The sequence below is a fragment of the Ruegeria sp. BE3 genome (assembly GCF_056538865.1).
The window spans coordinates 257,780-274,112 of sequence record NZ_JBQFTW010000004.1 but is presented as its reverse complement, the minus strand read 5'-3'; the positions used below and the strand labels follow the sequence as shown (position 1 = coordinate 274,112).

At 57.9% G+C, this 16,333-nt stretch carries 16 protein-coding genes; 7 read left to right on the top strand and 9 right to left on the bottom strand.

Annotated elements, in window-relative coordinates:
* The first annotated feature begins 17 nt into the window (after positions 1 to 17).
* Positions 18 to 374, top strand: a complete 357-nt coding sequence (locus tag ACR0AZ_RS12705; protein WP_480667583.1) for a diacylglycerol kinase — start codon at positions 18 to 20, stop codon at positions 372 to 374.
* A 4-nt stretch (positions 375 to 378) separates the two neighbouring features.
* Here ACR0AZ_RS12705 and rimO read toward each other — a convergent pair whose 3' ends face one another.
* Complete coding sequence (rimO, locus tag ACR0AZ_RS12700; protein WP_480667582.1) at positions 379 to 1,776, bottom strand: 30S ribosomal protein S12 methylthiotransferase RimO; 1,398 nt, start codon at positions 1,774 to 1,776, stop codon at positions 379 to 381.
* Positions 1,777 to 1,869: 93 nt separating this feature from the next.
* Here rimO and ACR0AZ_RS12695 point away from each other — a divergent pair, with 93 nt between their 5' ends.
* Positions 1,870 to 3,798 carry an AsmA family protein gene (locus tag ACR0AZ_RS12695; RefSeq protein ID WP_480667581.1) on the top strand — a complete coding sequence of 643 codons (1,929 nt, stop codon included), beginning with the start codon at positions 1,870 to 1,872 and terminating at the stop codon, positions 3,796 to 3,798.
* Positions 3,799 to 3,825: 27 nt separating this feature from the next.
* On the opposite strand, the gene ACR0AZ_RS12690 is transcribed toward ACR0AZ_RS12695, so the two are convergent.
* Genes ACR0AZ_RS12690 through ACR0AZ_RS12675 form a run of 4 tightly spaced genes read right to left on the bottom strand, consistent with a single transcriptional unit; the run spans position 3,826 to position 8,395 of the window.
* Positions 3,826 to 5,322 carry a phosphomannomutase/phosphoglucomutase gene (locus ACR0AZ_RS12690; RefSeq protein ID WP_480667580.1) on the bottom strand — a complete coding sequence of 499 codons (1,497 nt, stop codon included), beginning with the start codon at positions 5,320 to 5,322 and terminating at the stop codon, positions 3,826 to 3,828.
* 15 nt (positions 5,323 to 5,337) lie between these two features.
* Positions 5,338 to 6,171 (bottom strand): 3-deoxy-8-phosphooctulonate synthase, encoded by an 834-nt coding sequence (gene kdsA, locus ACR0AZ_RS12685; RefSeq protein WP_480470511.1) that lies wholly within the window; start codon positions 6,169 to 6,171, stop codon positions 5,338 to 5,340.
* Between the two features lie 6 nt (positions 6,172 to 6,177).
* Entirely contained in the window at positions 6,178 to 7,758 is a 1,581-nt protein-coding gene (locus tag ACR0AZ_RS12680; protein WP_480667579.1) for a KpsE/RkpR family capsule polysaccharide export protein, read from the bottom strand.
* Positions 7,736 to 8,395 (bottom strand): ABC transporter ATP-binding protein, encoded by a 660-nt coding sequence (locus ACR0AZ_RS12675; RefSeq protein ID WP_480470509.1) that lies wholly within the window; start codon positions 8,393 to 8,395, stop codon positions 7,736 to 7,738. Before ACR0AZ_RS12675 ends, ACR0AZ_RS12680 begins: the two co-directional genes overlap by 23 nt.
* A gap of 198 nt (positions 8,396 to 8,593) precedes the next feature.
* On the opposite strand from ACR0AZ_RS12675, the gene ACR0AZ_RS12670 reads away from it, so the two are divergent.
* The gene (locus ACR0AZ_RS12670; protein ID WP_480471915.1) at positions 8,594 to 9,181 is read left to right on the top strand and encodes a uracil-DNA glycosylase family protein; all 588 of its coding nucleotides are present in this window, start codon (positions 8,594 to 8,596) and stop codon (positions 9,179 to 9,181) included.
* The gene (locus ACR0AZ_RS12665; RefSeq protein WP_480470508.1) at positions 9,174 to 9,962 is read left to right on the top strand and encodes an SseB family protein; all 789 of its coding nucleotides are present in this window, start codon (positions 9,174 to 9,176) and stop codon (positions 9,960 to 9,962) included. The genes ACR0AZ_RS12670 and ACR0AZ_RS12665 overlap by 8 nt, the downstream gene beginning before the upstream one ends.
* Before the next feature lie 12 nt (positions 9,963 to 9,974).
* Here the strand turns inward: ACR0AZ_RS12665 and yghU are convergent, their stop codons facing one another.
* Entirely contained in the window at positions 9,975 to 10,850 is an 876-nt protein-coding gene (gene yghU / locus ACR0AZ_RS12660) for a glutathione-dependent disulfide-bond oxidoreductase (RefSeq protein ID WP_480470507.1), read from the bottom strand.
* A 245-nt stretch (positions 10,851 to 11,095) separates the two neighbouring features.
* Here yghU and ACR0AZ_RS12655 point away from each other — a divergent pair, with 245 nt between their 5' ends.
* Positions 11,096 to 11,614, top strand: a complete 519-nt coding sequence (locus tag ACR0AZ_RS12655; RefSeq protein ID WP_480470506.1) for a YHS domain-containing (seleno)protein — start codon at positions 11,096 to 11,098, stop codon at positions 11,612 to 11,614.
* Positions 11,615 to 11,673: 59 nt separating this feature from the next.
* Here ACR0AZ_RS12655 and ACR0AZ_RS12650 read toward each other — a convergent pair whose 3' ends face one another.
* Positions 11,674 to 12,336: a DnaJ domain-containing protein gene (locus ACR0AZ_RS12650; protein WP_480470505.1), complete on the bottom strand. Its 663-nt coding sequence runs from the start codon at positions 12,334 to 12,336 to the stop codon at positions 11,674 to 11,676.
* Positions 12,337 to 12,527: 191 nt separating this feature from the next.
* Positions 12,528 to 13,394 carry a methylenetetrahydrofolate reductase [NAD(P)H] gene (gene metF, locus ACR0AZ_RS12645; RefSeq protein ID WP_480470504.1) on the bottom strand — a complete coding sequence of 289 codons (867 nt, stop codon included), beginning with the start codon at positions 13,392 to 13,394 and terminating at the stop codon, positions 12,528 to 12,530.
* 94 nt (positions 13,395 to 13,488) lie between these two features.
* Between metF and ACR0AZ_RS12640 the strand changes: the two genes are divergently transcribed.
* Together ACR0AZ_RS12640 and ACR0AZ_RS12635 are read left to right on the top strand one after the other, a co-directional pair.
* Positions 13,489 to 14,394, top strand: a complete 906-nt coding sequence (locus tag ACR0AZ_RS12640) for a LysR family transcriptional regulator (RefSeq protein WP_480470503.1) — start codon at positions 13,489 to 13,491, stop codon at positions 14,392 to 14,394.
* Positions 14,395 to 14,489: 95 nt separating this feature from the next.
* Positions 14,490 to 15,275, top strand: coding sequence for an inositol monophosphatase family protein (locus ACR0AZ_RS12635; protein WP_480667578.1), 786 nt, complete (start codon positions 14,490 to 14,492; stop codon positions 15,273 to 15,275).
* 59 nt (positions 15,276 to 15,334) lie between these two features.
* Here the strand turns inward: ACR0AZ_RS12635 and bhcD are convergent, their stop codons facing one another.
* Positions 15,335 to 16,300, bottom strand: a complete 966-nt coding sequence (bhcD, locus tag ACR0AZ_RS12630; RefSeq protein ID WP_480667577.1) for an iminosuccinate reductase BhcD — start codon at positions 16,298 to 16,300, stop codon at positions 15,335 to 15,337.
* Between the last annotated feature and the right edge of the window lie 33 nt (positions 16,301 to 16,333).

The window sequence follows — 16,333 nt, the reverse complement described above, 5'->3', positions numbered from 1 at the left end:
TTCCACCGGACGGACCTATGCGAAATTTCTTTACCCGCCTGAATGACCGCACCCGCTGGAGCTGGCAGGGCCTGCGCGTCACATGGCGTGACGAGTATTCCTTTCGGAGCTGGGGCTGGGCCAATCTGATCTCGGCCGCGCTTGCGTTTCTTCTGCCATTGGGCCCGACAGAACGGGCGCTGATTCTGATCATGGGTTTGCTGGTGCTGGTGGCCGAGCTGTTCAATACCGCCATCGAACGTGCTGTCGATCACACCTCAACCGATCACCATGCTCTTGCGGGGCAGGCCAAAGACGCAGCCAGCGCAGCGGTTGCGCTGACCGCCATTGCAGCAGGCGTGGCATGGGTGTTCGCGCTGATCGGGTTGTTCTGAGCGTTCAGCCTGACGACTGCAGCCGCCCCCACAGATCATACTCGCCAGCTTCATCGACTTCGACCGAGACGATATCTCCGGGCTTCAGAGCCTCGAACCCCTCGTCGATAAACAGATTTCCGTCAATCTCGGGCGCATCTGATTTGGTCCGGCAGGTTGCGGCTTCGTCATCGATCTCATCGACGATCACCTCAAGCGTCTGACCAACCTTCGCCGCCAGTTTCGCCTCGGAAATGGCCTGTGCCTTCTCCATGAACCGATCCCAGCGCTCTTGCTTTAGCTCGGCAGGGACGTGATCCGGCAGGTCGTTCGACCGGGCACCGTCCACGTTTTCATACTGGAAACAGCCGACGCGATCCAGTTGCGCCTCATCCATCCAGTCCAGCAGAGTTTGGAATTCAGCTTCGGTTTCGCCGGGATAACCGACGATGAAGGTCGAGCGCAGGGTGATGTCCGGGCAGATGGCGCGCCACGCTGTGATTTCATCCAACGTTTTTGCCCCCGCTGCAGGACGAGCCATGCGTTTCAGAACATCCGGGTGGGCATGTTGGAACGGAATGTCGAGATAGGGCAGCAAATTGCAGCCCGCATCCGCCATCAGGGGAATCAAATCGCGCACATGCGGATAAGGGTAGACATAGTGCAACCTTACCCAGGCGTCGAACTGCCCCAGCTCCCGTGCCAGATCGGTGATATGGCTGCGCACCTCGCGGTCTTTCCACGGGTTCATGTCATATTTGCGGTCCAGCCCATAAGCCGAGGTGTCCTGCGAGATCACGAGCAACTCGCGCACGCCGTTGTCGACCAGTTTCTCGGCTTCGCGCAGCACCGCATGGGCTGAGCGACTGGCGAGCTTGCCGCGCATATCGGGAATGATGCAGAACTTGCACTTGTGGTTACAGCCCTCGGAAATCTTGAGATAGCTGTAATGGCGCGGCGTCAGCTTGACGCCAGAGGCGGGCAGCAGATCGACATAGGGGTTCGGGTCTGGCGGCACGGCGGCGTGGACCGCATCCAGTACCTGTTCGTATTGATGAGGTCCGGTGACGGCCAAAATCCTGGGATGGTGTTCGCGGATATAGTCCGGCTCGGCCCCCAGACAGCCCGTCACGATAACCTTGCCGTTCTCAACCAGCGCTTCGCCGATGGCCTCCAGCGACTCGGCTTTGGCGCTGTCCAGAAACCCGCAGGTGTTCACAATCACGGCATCGGCGCCCGCATAATCCGGCGAAATGCCGTATCCTTCGGCCCGTAGCCGGGTCAGAATACGTTCACTGTCGACCAGAGCCTTGGGGCATCCCAAAGACACCATCCCAAGGGTGGGCTGGCCCCGTCGCGGAGTATCAGTGATCTGTGCTGAAGGGGCCAGATCAGGGCGGAGGTTTGGTGGGTTCGTACTCATGGCCGGGCATATAGAGGGGAAAGCTTCCCCTTGCAAATATTGCCCGCACAGGGCTGACTTGAAACAGAGCAGATAAGCCGGAAAGGCAGACCCATGAAGTGGCTCATTCGTATCGTTTTCCTTTTGGTTGCGGCCTTCGGGCTGGTCATTGGCGCGTTGCTGCTGATGCCCGGTGACAAGCTGGCGACCATTCTGGCCGAGCAGGTCAAAGCGCAAACGGGTCGTGATTTGAAGCTGTCGGGCGATGTCCGGCTGTCTTTCTGGCCGGTTTTGGGGATGGAAACCGGGCCGGTTACCTTCGGCAATGCACCCTGGGCCGGGTCAGAGCCGATGCTCAGCGCGCAAAGTCTGGCCGTTGGGGTTGATGCCTCTGCGTTGCTGTCGGGGGATATCCGCATCAAGCGGGTGCTGGCCGACAGTCCGGTGCTGCGATTGGAGCGGTCGGAGGGGCGCGGGAACTGGGAACTGCATCAGCCTGACAATTCCTCCGGCACCAGTGGATCGGCGCAAGCTGCTGAAAGCCGACCGGTCACGTTGGAGAGGCTGGAGCTAACTGATGCCCGGCTGGTCTATGTCGAGGACGGCGCGATCAGCATGGATTTTGCCAATGTCGACCTGTCTGCGCGCTGGCCCGGCATCACCGACCCTATGGAGATGCAAGCCAGCATGCCCGTGCCTGGAGGTGCGGTAGAAGTCGACCTGACGATCCCCGACTTGCCTGCCTTTTCCAACGGGGTGGTGACACCACTTGAACTGAGCCTGACCGCTCCGGGCGGAGATGTTCAGTTCTCAGGCCGGGTGAATCTGGCTGGTGAAATGGATGGCAAGACCACAGTTACAGCGCGTGACACGCATAAGATGCTGGCTGCGTTCGGGCAGGGCGGTGTAACGGTACCCGAAGGCTTGGGGCGTGTGGCTTCGGTCTCGGGGCAGATGACCTATACCAGTGATGGCCGGATTTCCTTGCGCGATATGGTCACGATTCTGGATAGCAATCGGTTGGATGGCGAAGCAGACATCCAGATATCCGATCCGCCGCAGATTACCGCGCGTCTGAAGGCCGGTGATCTCGATCTGTCGAAAGTGGCGGGAGAGGGATCATCTGGTGGAGGGTCGGGTTCGGACGGATGGTCGAAACAACCGATCGATGCCTCGTTTCTGGCGCTGGCGAATGGAACAATCCGCTTGCAGGCTAACTCAATTGCAGTGCCGGGCATGCGGTTTGGGCAAAGTGATCTGATGCTCAGCCTCGACCGCTCGCGCGCAGTTCTCAAGATGCAACCGGCTTCATTGTTTTCGGGCCAACTGAACGGTCAGGTCGTCGCCAACAACCGCAATGGCCTGTCGGTTGGCGGCAATCTGAAGGCTGACAATATCGATATCAAAGAGGCGTTGACCACGCTGGGGGATATCGAACGCTTATCCGGAACTGGCTCGGGCACGCTTGAGTTTCTGGGGGTTGGGCAGACTGAAGATCAGATCATGCGCTCGCTGAATGGCAAAGGCCGTATCGATGTGGGCAAAGGGGTAATCTCGGGGCTCGATCTTGACCGGCTGATGGGCCGCGGTGAGGGCGCGGGCGGAACGACTGTATTCAACAGTCTGACGGCCAGTTTCACGATGCAAAACGGTGATCTGACGAATAACGATCTGCTGATGCAACTGGACAATTTCCGCGCGGATGGGTCTGGGCGCGTGGGTCTGGGCGCGCGTGACATTGATTATCTGTTCACACCCGTAGCCTTGCGGGCCAATTCGGGTCAGGGCATCTCAGTCCCGGTTCGGATCGTGGGACCATGGAGCAACCCTTCGATCAAGCCGGATCTGAGCAAAGTCATCGAAGCCGCCGCCGAGGGCAAGATCAAAGAGCTGGAGGATGACGCCAAGAATAAGGTTTTACAAAAGGTTGGGGACGAGCTTGATACCACGATTACCGAAACCGGGCAGGTCGAGGATGCGTTGAAGAAGAAGCTTGAGGAGGAGGCCAAGAAAGGCCTTCTGAAGCTGCTTGGCGGGGATTAGCCGGGGGCGCACCACGCCCCCGAAAGATCAGATTGTCTGATCGTAGTCGCCAACGCCGGGTTCGGTGCGGATAACGGCGTCGATATCGGCAAAGATCGCGCGCATCTCGTCTTCGCTTTCACTGCTTTCACAAACCACGACAAGGTTCGGGGTGTTCGAAGACGCGCGCACCAGCCCCCAGCTGCCATTGTCCAGAATGACCCGCGCGCCATTGACGGTCACGACCTCTTTGATCGCACGACCGGCAAAGCTCTCACCCGCGTCGGCCTTGGCGACCAGTTTCTCGACCAACCGCTGCAGAATATCGTATTTCTCGGTATCAGCGGCGTACGGCGACATTGTGGGTGTGGACCACGTTTTGGGCAGCGCTTTGCGCAGGTCGGACATGCTCTGATCCGGATTGCGGTCCATCAGCTTGCAGATTTCCACCGCCACGCGCATGCCGCAGTCATATCCGCGCCCCACCGGTTCGGCCAGAAAGTAGTGACCCGATTTCTCAAACCCGGCCAGTGCGCCGATTTCCTTGACCCGGCGCTTCATATGGCTGTGACCGGTTTTCCAGTAGTCGGCTTTCACCCCATGGGCCTGTAGCTCAGGATCACTGGCGAACAGTCCCGTCGATTTCACATCAGCCACAAAGGTCGATCCCGGATAGAGCTTGGCCAGATCGCGGGCCATGATGACACCGACTTTGTCGGCGAAAATCTCTTCGCCTTCGTCATCCACTACCCCGCATCGATCGCCATCCCCATCAAAGCCAAGGGCCAGATCAGCACCGCTGGCTTTGACCGTGTCGGCCATGTCATGCAGCATTTCCATGGCCTCGGGGTTCGGGTTGTAGTTGGGGAATGTGTAATCCAGCTCTGTATGGCTCGGTACGACCTCGACACCAATGCGTTCAAAGATTTCAGGTGCAAAGGCGGCGGCTGTTCCATTGCCTGCGGCACACACGACCTTGAGCGGGCGGGACATTTTGAAGTCACCAATCAGATCGTCGATATAGGCCTCTTTCACGCCATCAACGAATTCATAGGACCCGCCTGCACGCGCAACGCCTTCGCCGTTCAGGACGATGTCACGCAGCTCTGACATTTCGTCGGGACCATGGGTCAGGGGGCGGTCAAAGCCCATTTTGACGCCGGTCCAACCGTTTGGATTGTGGCTGGCCGTCACCATCGCCACCGCAGGCACATCCAGATGGAATTGCGCAAAATAGGCCATAGGGCTGAGCGCCGGGCCGATATCTTTGACCTGAATACCTGCCTGCATCAGCCCCACGATCAGCGCGTTCTTGATCGACAGAGAATAGTCGCGATAGTCATTGCCAACCGCAATCACCGGCTCGATCCCGCGCTTATGCATCTGGCTACCCAGACCGAGGCCAAGAGCGGTCATGCCCGGCAGGTTGATCTCATTGGGGTATTTCCACCGCGCATCGTATTCGCGAAAACCGGTCGGCTTGATCATCGGGTCGCGCAAGAAACTCCAGGTGTTCGGGGTCACCTCGGCAAGGGGCTTGGTCATTACAAATCTCAATCGCTAAATTTGAATCGGGTTTTCTTTGGCGAGCGCATCAAAACGCATCAACGTGTCAATCAGATGGCTCATTTGATCCAGCGGAATCATGTTGGGGCCGTCTGATGGTGCATTGTCCGGGTCCTGATGCGTTTCGATGAACAAAGCGCCGACACCCAGCGAAACAGCAGCCCGCGCCATGACTGGAGCAAACTCACGCTGCCCGCCGGAAGAACCACCCTGACCACCTGGCTGTTGCACTGAATGGGTGGCATCCATGACCACTGGATACCCAGTTTTCGCCATCTGTGGCAGTGAGCGCATATCGGCCACCAGAGTGTTGTAGCCAAATGAGGTGCCGCGTTCGGTTAGCAGGATATTCTGGTTACCGGTGCTTTCGATCTTGGTAACGATGTTGGGCATCTCCCACGGAGCCAGAAACTGGCCCTTTTTCACGTTTACCGCTTTGCCAGTATTGCCTGCAGCCAGCAGCATATCTGTCTGGCGGCACAGGAAAGCCGGAATCTGAAGGATATCGACTGCCTCAGCCGCGATTGCGCACTGGGCTTCGGTATGAACATCCGTCAAAACTGGAATGCCCATGGTCGTGCGGATATCATCCAGCACCTTCAAGCCCGCATCAATACCCATGCCGCGCTTTCCGGACAATGAGGTTCGATTGGCTTTGTCGTAGGAGGCCTTGAACACATATTGCGCGCCTGCGGCATCGCAGGCCTCTTTCATGGTGCCTGCGATCATCTGGGCGTGATCGGCGGTTTCAAGCTGGCAGGGGCCGGCGATAATGGTCAGCGGAAGATCGTTGCCAACCGTCAGGTCGGCGATTTTTATATGTTTCATGGGTCTTTACGAGGATACCTGTTCACGAAGGACCGACGCGGTAAGCGAGATCATCAGGTAGATACCAGCAAATAACAGGAAAGCCAAAATCGTATTTTCGAACTTGCGCGGATAGCTGGGTTCATCGCTGGGCACCGGGTTCACCGAGACGGTCAGATAGCGCACTTTACGGTTAGCCTCGGTCCGGGTCGCTTCCATTTGCTGCATAGCGGTTTGCAGCATCATATCCCGTGCGACCAGATCAGCCTGAGCCATCTGGATCCGCACGCTCAAACGCGCCAGCGAGTTTTCGCCTGCCGAGACGTCCAGCATCTCGGCATTCAGTTCTTCGAGGACCACTTCGAGGCGCGCGATATCCGCGCGGACCCCATCAACCTTGGCTTGATTGGGGCGCAGATTGTCCAGCAAAGCCGCAAGTTGCAGTTCCTTGTCCTGCAACTCGAACTCGAACTGATCGATGCGCGCGCGTAGGCTTGCGATCACGCTTTGCGGATCAAGAATTGCGCCTTGCAGCTGAAGCTCGATCAAATCCTCCTGCGCCTGTCTGCGTGCGGCTTGCGCGGCTTCAAAGCTTTCTCGCGCATCGCGCATCTGGTCCTCACGCTTTTTCTCGGTCAGGCCATTTATGGTTTCCTCGGCGTAAGAGATGAGCCGTCTTGATAAATCTACTGAGATTTCAGGGCTCGGGGCCGCAACCTCCATGCGAATGATGCCATCGCTGGGGTCATAGCCGATCGTTATCATCCGTTTGTAGAGTTTGTAGGTTTCCTCGAGGCTTGCATCCGTAGATAGACGTTGGATCGGGTCAATCCAATCCTGCTGGAATATCTCGGCAAAACCGGTATCTCTTTCAAGCCGCTCCAACGCATCTTTGGATTCCAGAAATTCCTGTGTGGCAACTGAATCCTGCGCCGTGGCAAACTGAGTGCCTGCAAGGAAACCTCCGAACGACGCACCTCCACCATCGGCCTGCAAAATCGAAAACGCCGAGGCGCTGGCATACATCGGAGTGGCCACGCGGTAGAAGTAGGCTCCCACGATCAGTGTCGGCAACAGGACAAAGGCGGTCAGGCGCGCAAACAGCCCCATAAGTTTGCGACGACGACGGCGCGCAATGTCTTTCTGGATCTGACCAATCTCATACTCTCGCCGCTGGGTTGGGCTGAGTTCCGGACCAGGCAGATTCTTCTGTGAGTCTTTCGCGGTCTGCGGCAGATGAATTTTGATGTTGTCCTTCGCTACACTGCCGTCCTGTCCCGTTGTGTCAACAGCGGTCAGATCAAGCAGGTTGGCGCGTTGAAACGGATCAATTCCCTTTAGACGCAGCAGGCGAACCGCGTCATAGTCTGAGGTTGCCGCCAGGCCGTTTTTCTGCGCAAGCCGTCTTGCGACGCGCAGTTGCCGTCCTGTCAGCCCTTCCCGCTTGATCGCGTCCAACTCGGTCCCGGGCTGGACATCATTCGCGGCTTCGGGCGGTTGCGTGGCCTCACGAATACGCGCCATAGCGTCGGCGCGTGCCTGTGGCGTCCCCTCACCGCTTGGGGTGCGGTCGGGATTATATTTTCTAGCCTTGGGTTTGGTAGTCATAAAGCTGCTTCGCCTCTTCCAAGGTTTCAAACATATAGAGCTGACCATCCAGCAGAACCGCCGCCTGGCGCGCGAATTTCTCAAGCACTGCCGGGTTGTGCGAAACGATTACAAGCGTCGTGGTACGCAGTCTTTCCTGCAAGATGGCCCCGGCCTTCTTGTTGAATTCCACATCCGTTGTCGAGGGCATCCCCTCATCGATCAAATACATGTCGAAATCCAGAGCCAACATCAGCGCAAAGGTAAAACGCGCGCGCATCCCGGCCGAATAAGTGCCGAGCGGCTGGTTGAAATACTCCCCTAGATTGCACAGCCAACTGCAGTAGGCTTCGACATAGTCGGGGTCCATGCCATAGATCTTGGCGATGTAGCGCGCGTTCTCAAGCGCTGACAGGCGCTTGGCCACCCCGCCAGTGAACCCCATCGGAAACGAAACACGGCAGTCACGCCGGATCACACCTTCGTCAGGTTTTTCCAGCCCGGCCATCATGTTGATCAACGTTGTTTTGCCGGTTCCATTCGGGGCCAGCACGCCCAGCGAAGTGCCAAGTTCAACCCGAAACGACACCTGATCCAGAATCACCTTGCGGCGAGTTCCGGTCCAGAAAGACTTGCTGACATTATCAAATTCCAGCATGCGCGGCCTGTAGATCGCTCGGGTTCTTGTCGGTTTGAAAGCGTTGGTGCTACCGATCCATGTTGGCCACATTATGTCGAAATAAGAAACAAATGATCAATGCATATCCGGGGCTATGACGACGAAGTGTTGCAAGGGCTGGACGTGTTCGACCGCGCCTGTCTTGACCCGGTGCAATTCGCAACGCCTGATGACCCCATGAGTTCATTGATCGAAGACATACGCGCATGTCGCCTTTGCGCGGACAAGTTCGCCCAGACTGAAACCGCGCACCAGCCGCGCCCCGTGGTATGGTTCCGCCCCGGCGCACGTATCCTGATTGCAGGTCAGGCGCCTGGCGCGCGGGTTCATGAGTCGGGCCGCCCTTTTACCGATCCGTCGGGGGATCGCCTGCGCGAGTGGTTGGGGGTCGATGAGGCCACATTCTACGACCGCGACCGTGTGTCGATCGTACCGATGGCGTTTTGCTTTCCCGGATATAACGCGCGCAAGGCGGATCTTCCGCCCCCGCCGATCTGCGGAAAGACATGGCATGACAAAGTGATGGCGGCGCTGGGCGAGGTGCCATTGACCGTGCTGGTGGGCGGTCACGCACATAAATACCATCTGGGGGCCAAGACGCCAGTAACCGAAACCGTCAGCCGCTGGCGGGACCATGCGCCGCGGGTCTTTGCCTTGCCTCATCCCTCGTGGCGCAATACGGGTTGGCTGAAGAAAAACCCGTGGTTCGAGGCCGATCTGCTGCCGGTTCTGCGCGCTCGGGTGCAAGAGGTGATGAATGTCTGAAACCACAGCGCTCGATGCCGCACATGCCGCTATGGAGGCGGTCCCGCAAGACGATGCGGCGCGTCTGCGGTTTTTTGAGCGACTTGCCGATAGTGAACTGTTTCTGATGCTGACCGAAGAAGCCCGCGACGAGAATATCTCGCCCGAGCTGTTTGATGTCGCCGATGGACGCTTCGTGTTGGCCTTCGACCTTGAAGAACGTCTTGCGCGCTTTGCGGGTTGCCCCGTGCCATATGTTGCGCTGTCCGGTCGGGTTCTGTCGTCGATGCTTTCAGGGCAGGGGATCGGACTTGGGCTGAACCTCGAGGTCGCGCCCTCGTCGATGTTGATCCCGGCTGAGGCGTTGGCATGGTTGGCCGATACGTTGCAGCATGGTCCGGAAGAAGTGCAGCAGCGGTTGGCCGAATTCAGCCCGCCTGCCGGTTTGCCCGACGTCTTGCTGACTGCGCTGGATACCAAACTGGCAACGGCCGCCGGGCTTGCCGCCGCAGCGTTTCTGGTGGCAACGAAGACTCAGGATGGCGGTCAGGGCCATCTGCTGGGCTTTGTCGCCGCAATTGAAGGTGCGCAGCCCGCACTGGCGCGTGCGGTTTCCGAGGCTCTGACGTTTTCTGGTATCGAAGCCGGCGCGCTGGATGTGGGTTTCTTTGCACCTGATGAGCCCGCCGCGGCGGCTCTGGCCAAGGTCGGGCTGCGCTTTGATCTTCCGCAGCCTCAGACCCCGAGCATGGAAAGGGTCGCTCCGGGATCTGATCCTGCGCGGCCCCCGATTCTCAAATAGTCATCCGGCCAATCAATCGGCCGGTGCCAGCTTGTCCTGCGTGCGAGTTTCGAAGTCGCTGGCGTCGTGGCGCTCGTGCAATTGCGTATGCGGCTCACCAAAGGCGCGGTTGACCATGCGACCCCTCTGCACCGCGGGGCGTGCGTCGATTTCTTTGGCCCAACGCATGACGTTCTTGTAGCTCTCCACATCCAGGAACTCAGCCGCGTCATAAAGACGGCCCAGCACCAGCTGCCCGTACCACGGCCAGATTGCCATGTCTGCAATGGTATAGTCCTGACCCGCGATATAGGGCTTGTCGGCCAGTTCCCGGTCGAGCACATCCAGCTGGCGTTTGGCCTCCATCGCAAAACGGTCGATCGGGTATTGCCATTTCTCGGGCGCATAAGCGTAGAAGTGTCCAAACCCACCGCCCAGATAGGGTGCGCTGCCCATTTGCCAGAACAGCCAGTTCATGACCTCGGTCCGCTCGGTCCCGCTTTCAGGCAGGAATGCTCCGAACTTTTCAGCCAGATGGAACAGGATCGAGGCGCTTTCGAACACGCGGATCGGAGTGTCGCCCGAGCGATCCCAAAGGGCCGGGATCTTCGAGTTCGGGTTGGCGCCGACAAATCCAGAGCTGAACTGGTCCCCTTCACCGATATTGATCAGCCAGGCATTATATTCAGCACCCTCTTGGCCCAGGGCCAGCAACTCCTCAAGCATAATGGTCACTTTGACGCCGTTTGGCGTGGCTAGAGAATACAGCTGCATCGGGTGCTTTCCGACCGGCAGATCCTTGTCATGGGTGGCTCCGGCGATGGGGCGATTGATGTTGGCAAAGCGCCCGCCGCTTTCGCTGTCCCAGGTCCAGACTTTCGGAGGGGTATAGGTGGATTGTTCGCTCATCTCGTGCCTTTCCTTCAGAACCGGCCTGCGCGGCCGCTGCACCCACAGCTAATATTGCAGAACTCAAAGTCCAACCCCGAACGTGGCACGAACTTTGTAACATTCGGCGTGGTTCGGCTCACAAAACGCCGTCTGATGTAACAGCGGCGCGAGGGGGTCTTCGCGCGGTGCGAAAATCGCCTATTGTCTGGTCAGACCCCACAAGTCGGGTTCCTGGAAACCGTAAGGACATAAGGACCAACCACATGAAACGCTTTGCGCTGAGCCTTGCAGCAACAATCGCCTTTGCCGTTCCCGCATTTGCCGGAGATCAATATGTCGATGGCACCGGATTTGCCGTGTCGGGATATGACGTCGTTGCTTATCGCAGCCTTGATCAGGTCCCTGTCGGCCAATCGCAGCCCGAGGCCGTGCGTGGCCGCGCCGACTTCACAGCAGAATACAACGGTGCGACCTGGGCATTCGCATCCGCGGAAAATCGCGATAAATTCCTGGAAAACCCAGCCTATTACGCGCCGCAATATGATGGCCACTGTGCTTATGGTGTGTCGAAAGGCGGTAAGGTTCCAGCCAACCCGAACCTGTGGCGGATCGTCGATGACAAGCTTTATCTGAACATCACCGACGTGGTCGTCGGCTTCTGGGAAGAGGATGTACCCGCTAACATCAACCTGGCCGAAGGCAACTGGCCCGGTATCGAATCCGATGCGGCTTCGTCCAGCGTGATCCCGAAATTCACTTCGGAAGGTCCGATCTCGAACTGATTGCTTACACTGAACATTAAAGCCCGACCGCCAAGGTCGGGCTTTTTCTTTGGGCCGGTCTATCCGGCCAACTCAAATAAATCCCGCATGTGCTGATCCGCTTCAAAGCGTATCCTTACGCTCTTGGCGCCGGGAAACCTGCGCTCGCGGATGGGATCGGGGACAACGATTTCCCCAGAGCCCGAGCTTTTGGATTGAAATGACAGAATCTCGGTTTCGGCTTTTCTGCAACTGGTCAGAACCGAAGTCGGCAGCGCGACCCGGTTTGAACCTTCGCAAACCGAAGAGGCCACAAAATAGGTCAGATCGCGTCCGAAACAGCCGATTGCTTCCGGCACATGGTCCGACAGATCCACTTTGGGCTTCGCCACCTCATTCGTTTCGTTGTCGGATAGATCCGATAAGGCGCGTTCCGGGTTTAGCAGATCGCGGCAGGCTTCGATCTCATCCATGGCCAATTCGATCACGCGTTTTTTCAGGCGTGGTCTGCGTGGCATCGACGCACCAGATGACCCTTTGCAGGTCAATCCTTCATTGCGCAGAAAATCATATGCCGCCTTGGCCCGAGAAAACCCGTCGTAATCCCCGCCGGTATGATCTGGATGATCATGGAAGGCGACACTGCGCCAGGCGTCACGAATCTCGTTTGCACTGGCGTTTTGCGACAGGCCCAAAACCTGCAAGGCTTCGGCACGAGCCTTTATCTTGCTCACTGGCTCCATACTCAAATACTCGTTAAAACTACACTGACCCCAATTTGCCAGTGGTCACTTTTTTGTCAAATTTCACCGGGTATTAGCGTGGGCCTGCGCAACAGTTGTTAGGCCTGAGTTTCGATTGTCGCTGGTATCGTTTCCGCCCTGCAGATGAAAATACGCCACAGCCCCATTTGTGGAACCGGGGCGCATCAAAATCACGCTACATTCTGCAATTCAGCCCGAGGTGTGATGCCCAATGCAAAGCAGACGTCGCGCGTAAGCTCCGGGCGATTGAGCGTGTAGAAATGCAGCTTGTCCACACCACCGTCGATCAGGTCCGAGCACAGTTCTGTACAAAGTGCTGTTGCCAAAAGCTCCTCGCGATCATCGCGAACGGCTTTGTCAAAGGCATTCTCGACCCATTCAGGAATCCGGGTCCCGCAGCGCTGGGCAAAACGACGCGCTCCGTTCCAGTTTTCGATTGGCAGAATGCCGGGCACGATGGGTTTGTCGATGCCAGCCTTTTCGCAAGCGTCACGGAAGCGGAAGAACGTTTCAGCCTCAAAGAAGAACTGTGTCAGCGCCTCATCCGCGCCTGCATCCAGCTTTGCCTTCAGCCAATCCACATCCGCCCGCGCATCGTAGGCTTCGGGATGGATATCGGGATAGGCACCGACACGAATGCTGAACATTTCGGTTTCAGCCAGAGCTTCGATCAGTTCCACTGAATGGGCAAATCCATCGGGGTGCGGTGTGAACGCATCCTGACCTTTCGGAGGATCGCCCCGTAGTGCGACGATATTTTCGACACCGGCACGGGCAAACTTATCCGCGATCTCCAGCGTTTCTTGACGTGATGCATCGACACAGGTCAGATGCGCCGCGACCGGCAGTCCGGATGATTTGTGCAAGGTCGCCACCGCATCGCGGGTTAACTCGCGCGTCGTCCCGCCCGCGCCATAGGTGACCGAGACAAATCTGGGCTCCAGCGGGGCCAGTGTCTGGACCGTATCCCAAAGCCGGAATGAGGCCTCCAGCGTTTTGGGTGGAAAGAACTCGAATGAAATTTCAGGTTGGGTCATCACGGCCTCTCAGGATCAATTGCGCCCCTTGTGCCATGCTGGTGAATGTGAGACAAACTCATATTGTTCAAGAACAACATGAGTCATGTGATATATGCATATCGAGTTTCGACATCTGCGGACCATCAAGGCCATCCATGAATGCGGTGGTCTGGCGCGGGCGGCTGATCAACTGAACATCACGCAATCCGCGCTGAGCCATCAGATCAAGGGTCTGGAGGATCAAGCCGGGGTTGAGCTGTTTCTGCGCCGGTCGAAGCCGATGAAACTGTCAGCGGCAGGTCTGCGTCTGCTGCGATTGGCGGAACAGATTCTGCCGCAGGTCGAGGCAATGCAGCACGAGTTTTCCTCGCTGCGCGATGGGCGCACGGGCCGTATGCATATCGCGATTGAATGCCACGCTTGCTTTGAATGGCTGTTTCCGGTGCTTGAAGCGTTCCGCAAGTCATGGCCGGATGTTGATGTGGATATTCGCCCCGGGCTGGCCTTCGACGCGCTGCCCGCTTTGCAGAAGGAAGAGGTCGATCTGGTGGTCTCTTCCGATCCCGAAGATCTGCCCGGCGTCGAATTTGTCGAGCTGTTTGACTATAATGCAGTTTTCGTCGCCGCCTCGTCTCACCCTCTGGCCGAAAAGCCCTACATTGAGGCCGAGGATTTTCGTGGCCAGACCCTGATCACCTATCCAGTTGAACGCACGCGTCTGGATGTGTTCAGCCAGTTGCTGATCCCGGCACGAGTTGAGCCGGCCTCGATCCGGCAGGTCGAACTGACCGCCGTTATCCTGTTGCTGGTCGCCTCGAACCGCGGCATTTCCGTGCTGCCGGATTGGGTGGTGCGCGAGGTCAAGTACAACTCCGACTATGTCACCCGTCCGCTGACCAAAGAAGGCATCACTCGCAGGCTCTATGCTGCGGTGCGCAGTGAGGACCTTGAAAAACCTTTTGTTCAGGAACTGGTAAAGCTGGCCCGCACCGAGGCGCGCGCGCTTCAATCGCAGTAGCGCCCGGTGCAGGGCAGCCATGCGTATCATTCCTCTTGGCAAGGGCGCATTGCGCCAGTATACGCGCGGCTTGACCGAACAGGAGCCTATGGAAAATGGTTGGCAGTGCAAATCTCAACATCATGATCAAAGCCGCGCGCAAAGCGGGACGGTCTCTGGTCAAGGATTTTCGTGAAGTCGAGAACCTGCAGGTGTCGATGAAGGGCGCGGGCGACTTTGTGTCGAAAGCCGATATCGCCGCCGAGGCCATCCTGAAAGAGGAACTGCTGGGTGCGCGTCCGACCTATGGCTGGCTCGCCGAAGAGGGCGGTTCGATAGACGGCGAAGACCCGACCCGTCGCTGGATCGTTGACCCGCTGGACGGCACCACCAACTTCCTGCACGGGCTGCCGCACTGGGCGGTTTCAATTGCGTTGGAACACAAGGGCAAGATCGTCGCTGGTGTGATCTATGACCCTGCCAAGGACGAGATGTTCTTTGCTGAAAAAGGTGAAGGCGCGTGGATGAACGATACCCGCATCCGCGTCTCAGGCCGCCACCGCATGATTGAATCCATCTTCTCGACAGGTCTGCCGTTTGGTGGCCGCTCGGACCTGCCTGTGACTCTGCAGGATCTGGCCCGATTGATGCCCGCCTGCGCCGGTGTGCGTCGCTGGGGCGCTGCAGCACTGGACATGGCCTATGTGGCCGCCGGTCGCTACGAAGGCTTCTGGGAACGTCGTCTGAACGCGTGGGACTTGGCCGCCGGTATCATCATCGTGAAAGAGGCTGGAGGATTTGTTCAGGCACTGAACCCCGAAGGCAGCGTGCTTGAGGATGGCGAAGTGATCTGTGCCAATGAGCCGATCTTTGACAATTTCGCAAAGGTGATCCGGGGCTGACATCTAACCCCGGTCTATTGATCGCAGTGCGCGCGTCCGATCCGGGCGCGCGTTTTGGTTTAGAAGCCGACCTCGATCGCGATGCCTTGCTGGACCGCCAGATCGACAACAGCACTTGCCACTGCAAGATCCTGCAGCCCAACTCCGGTGCCGTCGAATAGGGTCACTTCATCATCGGAGGTGCGTCCGGGATGGGTGCTGTTGATGACCTCTCCGATCTGACGGATATCGCTTTCGGTTTTGGTTCCGGCGGCGACTGCATGCTGGCTTTCGCCCAATGTCACCGCCTGCGCGATCTCGTCCGTAAAGACATTGGCGCGGGCGATCAGGTCGGTGGCGACCTCTTGCTTGCCAACCGTGTCCGTGCCCATGCAGGCGATATGGGTGCCGTCCGAGACATGCTCGGACATCAGGTTCGGCGCGAAGGATGATGTGATAGTGATAATCACATCCGCCTGCACCATGGCGGGCAGGTCCACGGCCTCAAATGGCAATCCCGCTTTAACCGCGACCTTCTCAATGTTGGGCAGCATCTCGGGATGCAGGTTCCATCCGATGACTTTCTCGAAGGCGCGCTGTTCTAACGCCGCGCGCAGTTGAAATGTTGCCTGATGCCCTGCGCCGACCATCCCGATTACCTTGGCATCCTTGCGCGCCAGGTGGTTGATCGACACTGATGAGGCCGCTGCCGTACGCAGCGCGGTCAGAAGGTTGCCCCCGACGATGGCGCGGACGCGGCCTGTGTCAGGGTCGAACAGAAACACAGTGGATTGGTGGTTGATCAAGCCATGTGTTTCCAGATTGTTGGGCCAATACCCTCCGGCTTTCAGGCCCAGAGACATACCCGCACGGTCAAACCCACCCTTAAATCCATAGAGTGCATCCGCATGGCCAATCGCCTCGCGCACGACTGGGAAGTTATAGGCATCACCTGCGGCCATCGCGGCAAACACCTGTTCGACAGCGGTATAACTTTCCTTGCGACCCAGCAGAGCGCCGATTTCCTTTTCAGGGACGATGATCATCGCATATACCTTTCTTTATGATGACATCAAAAA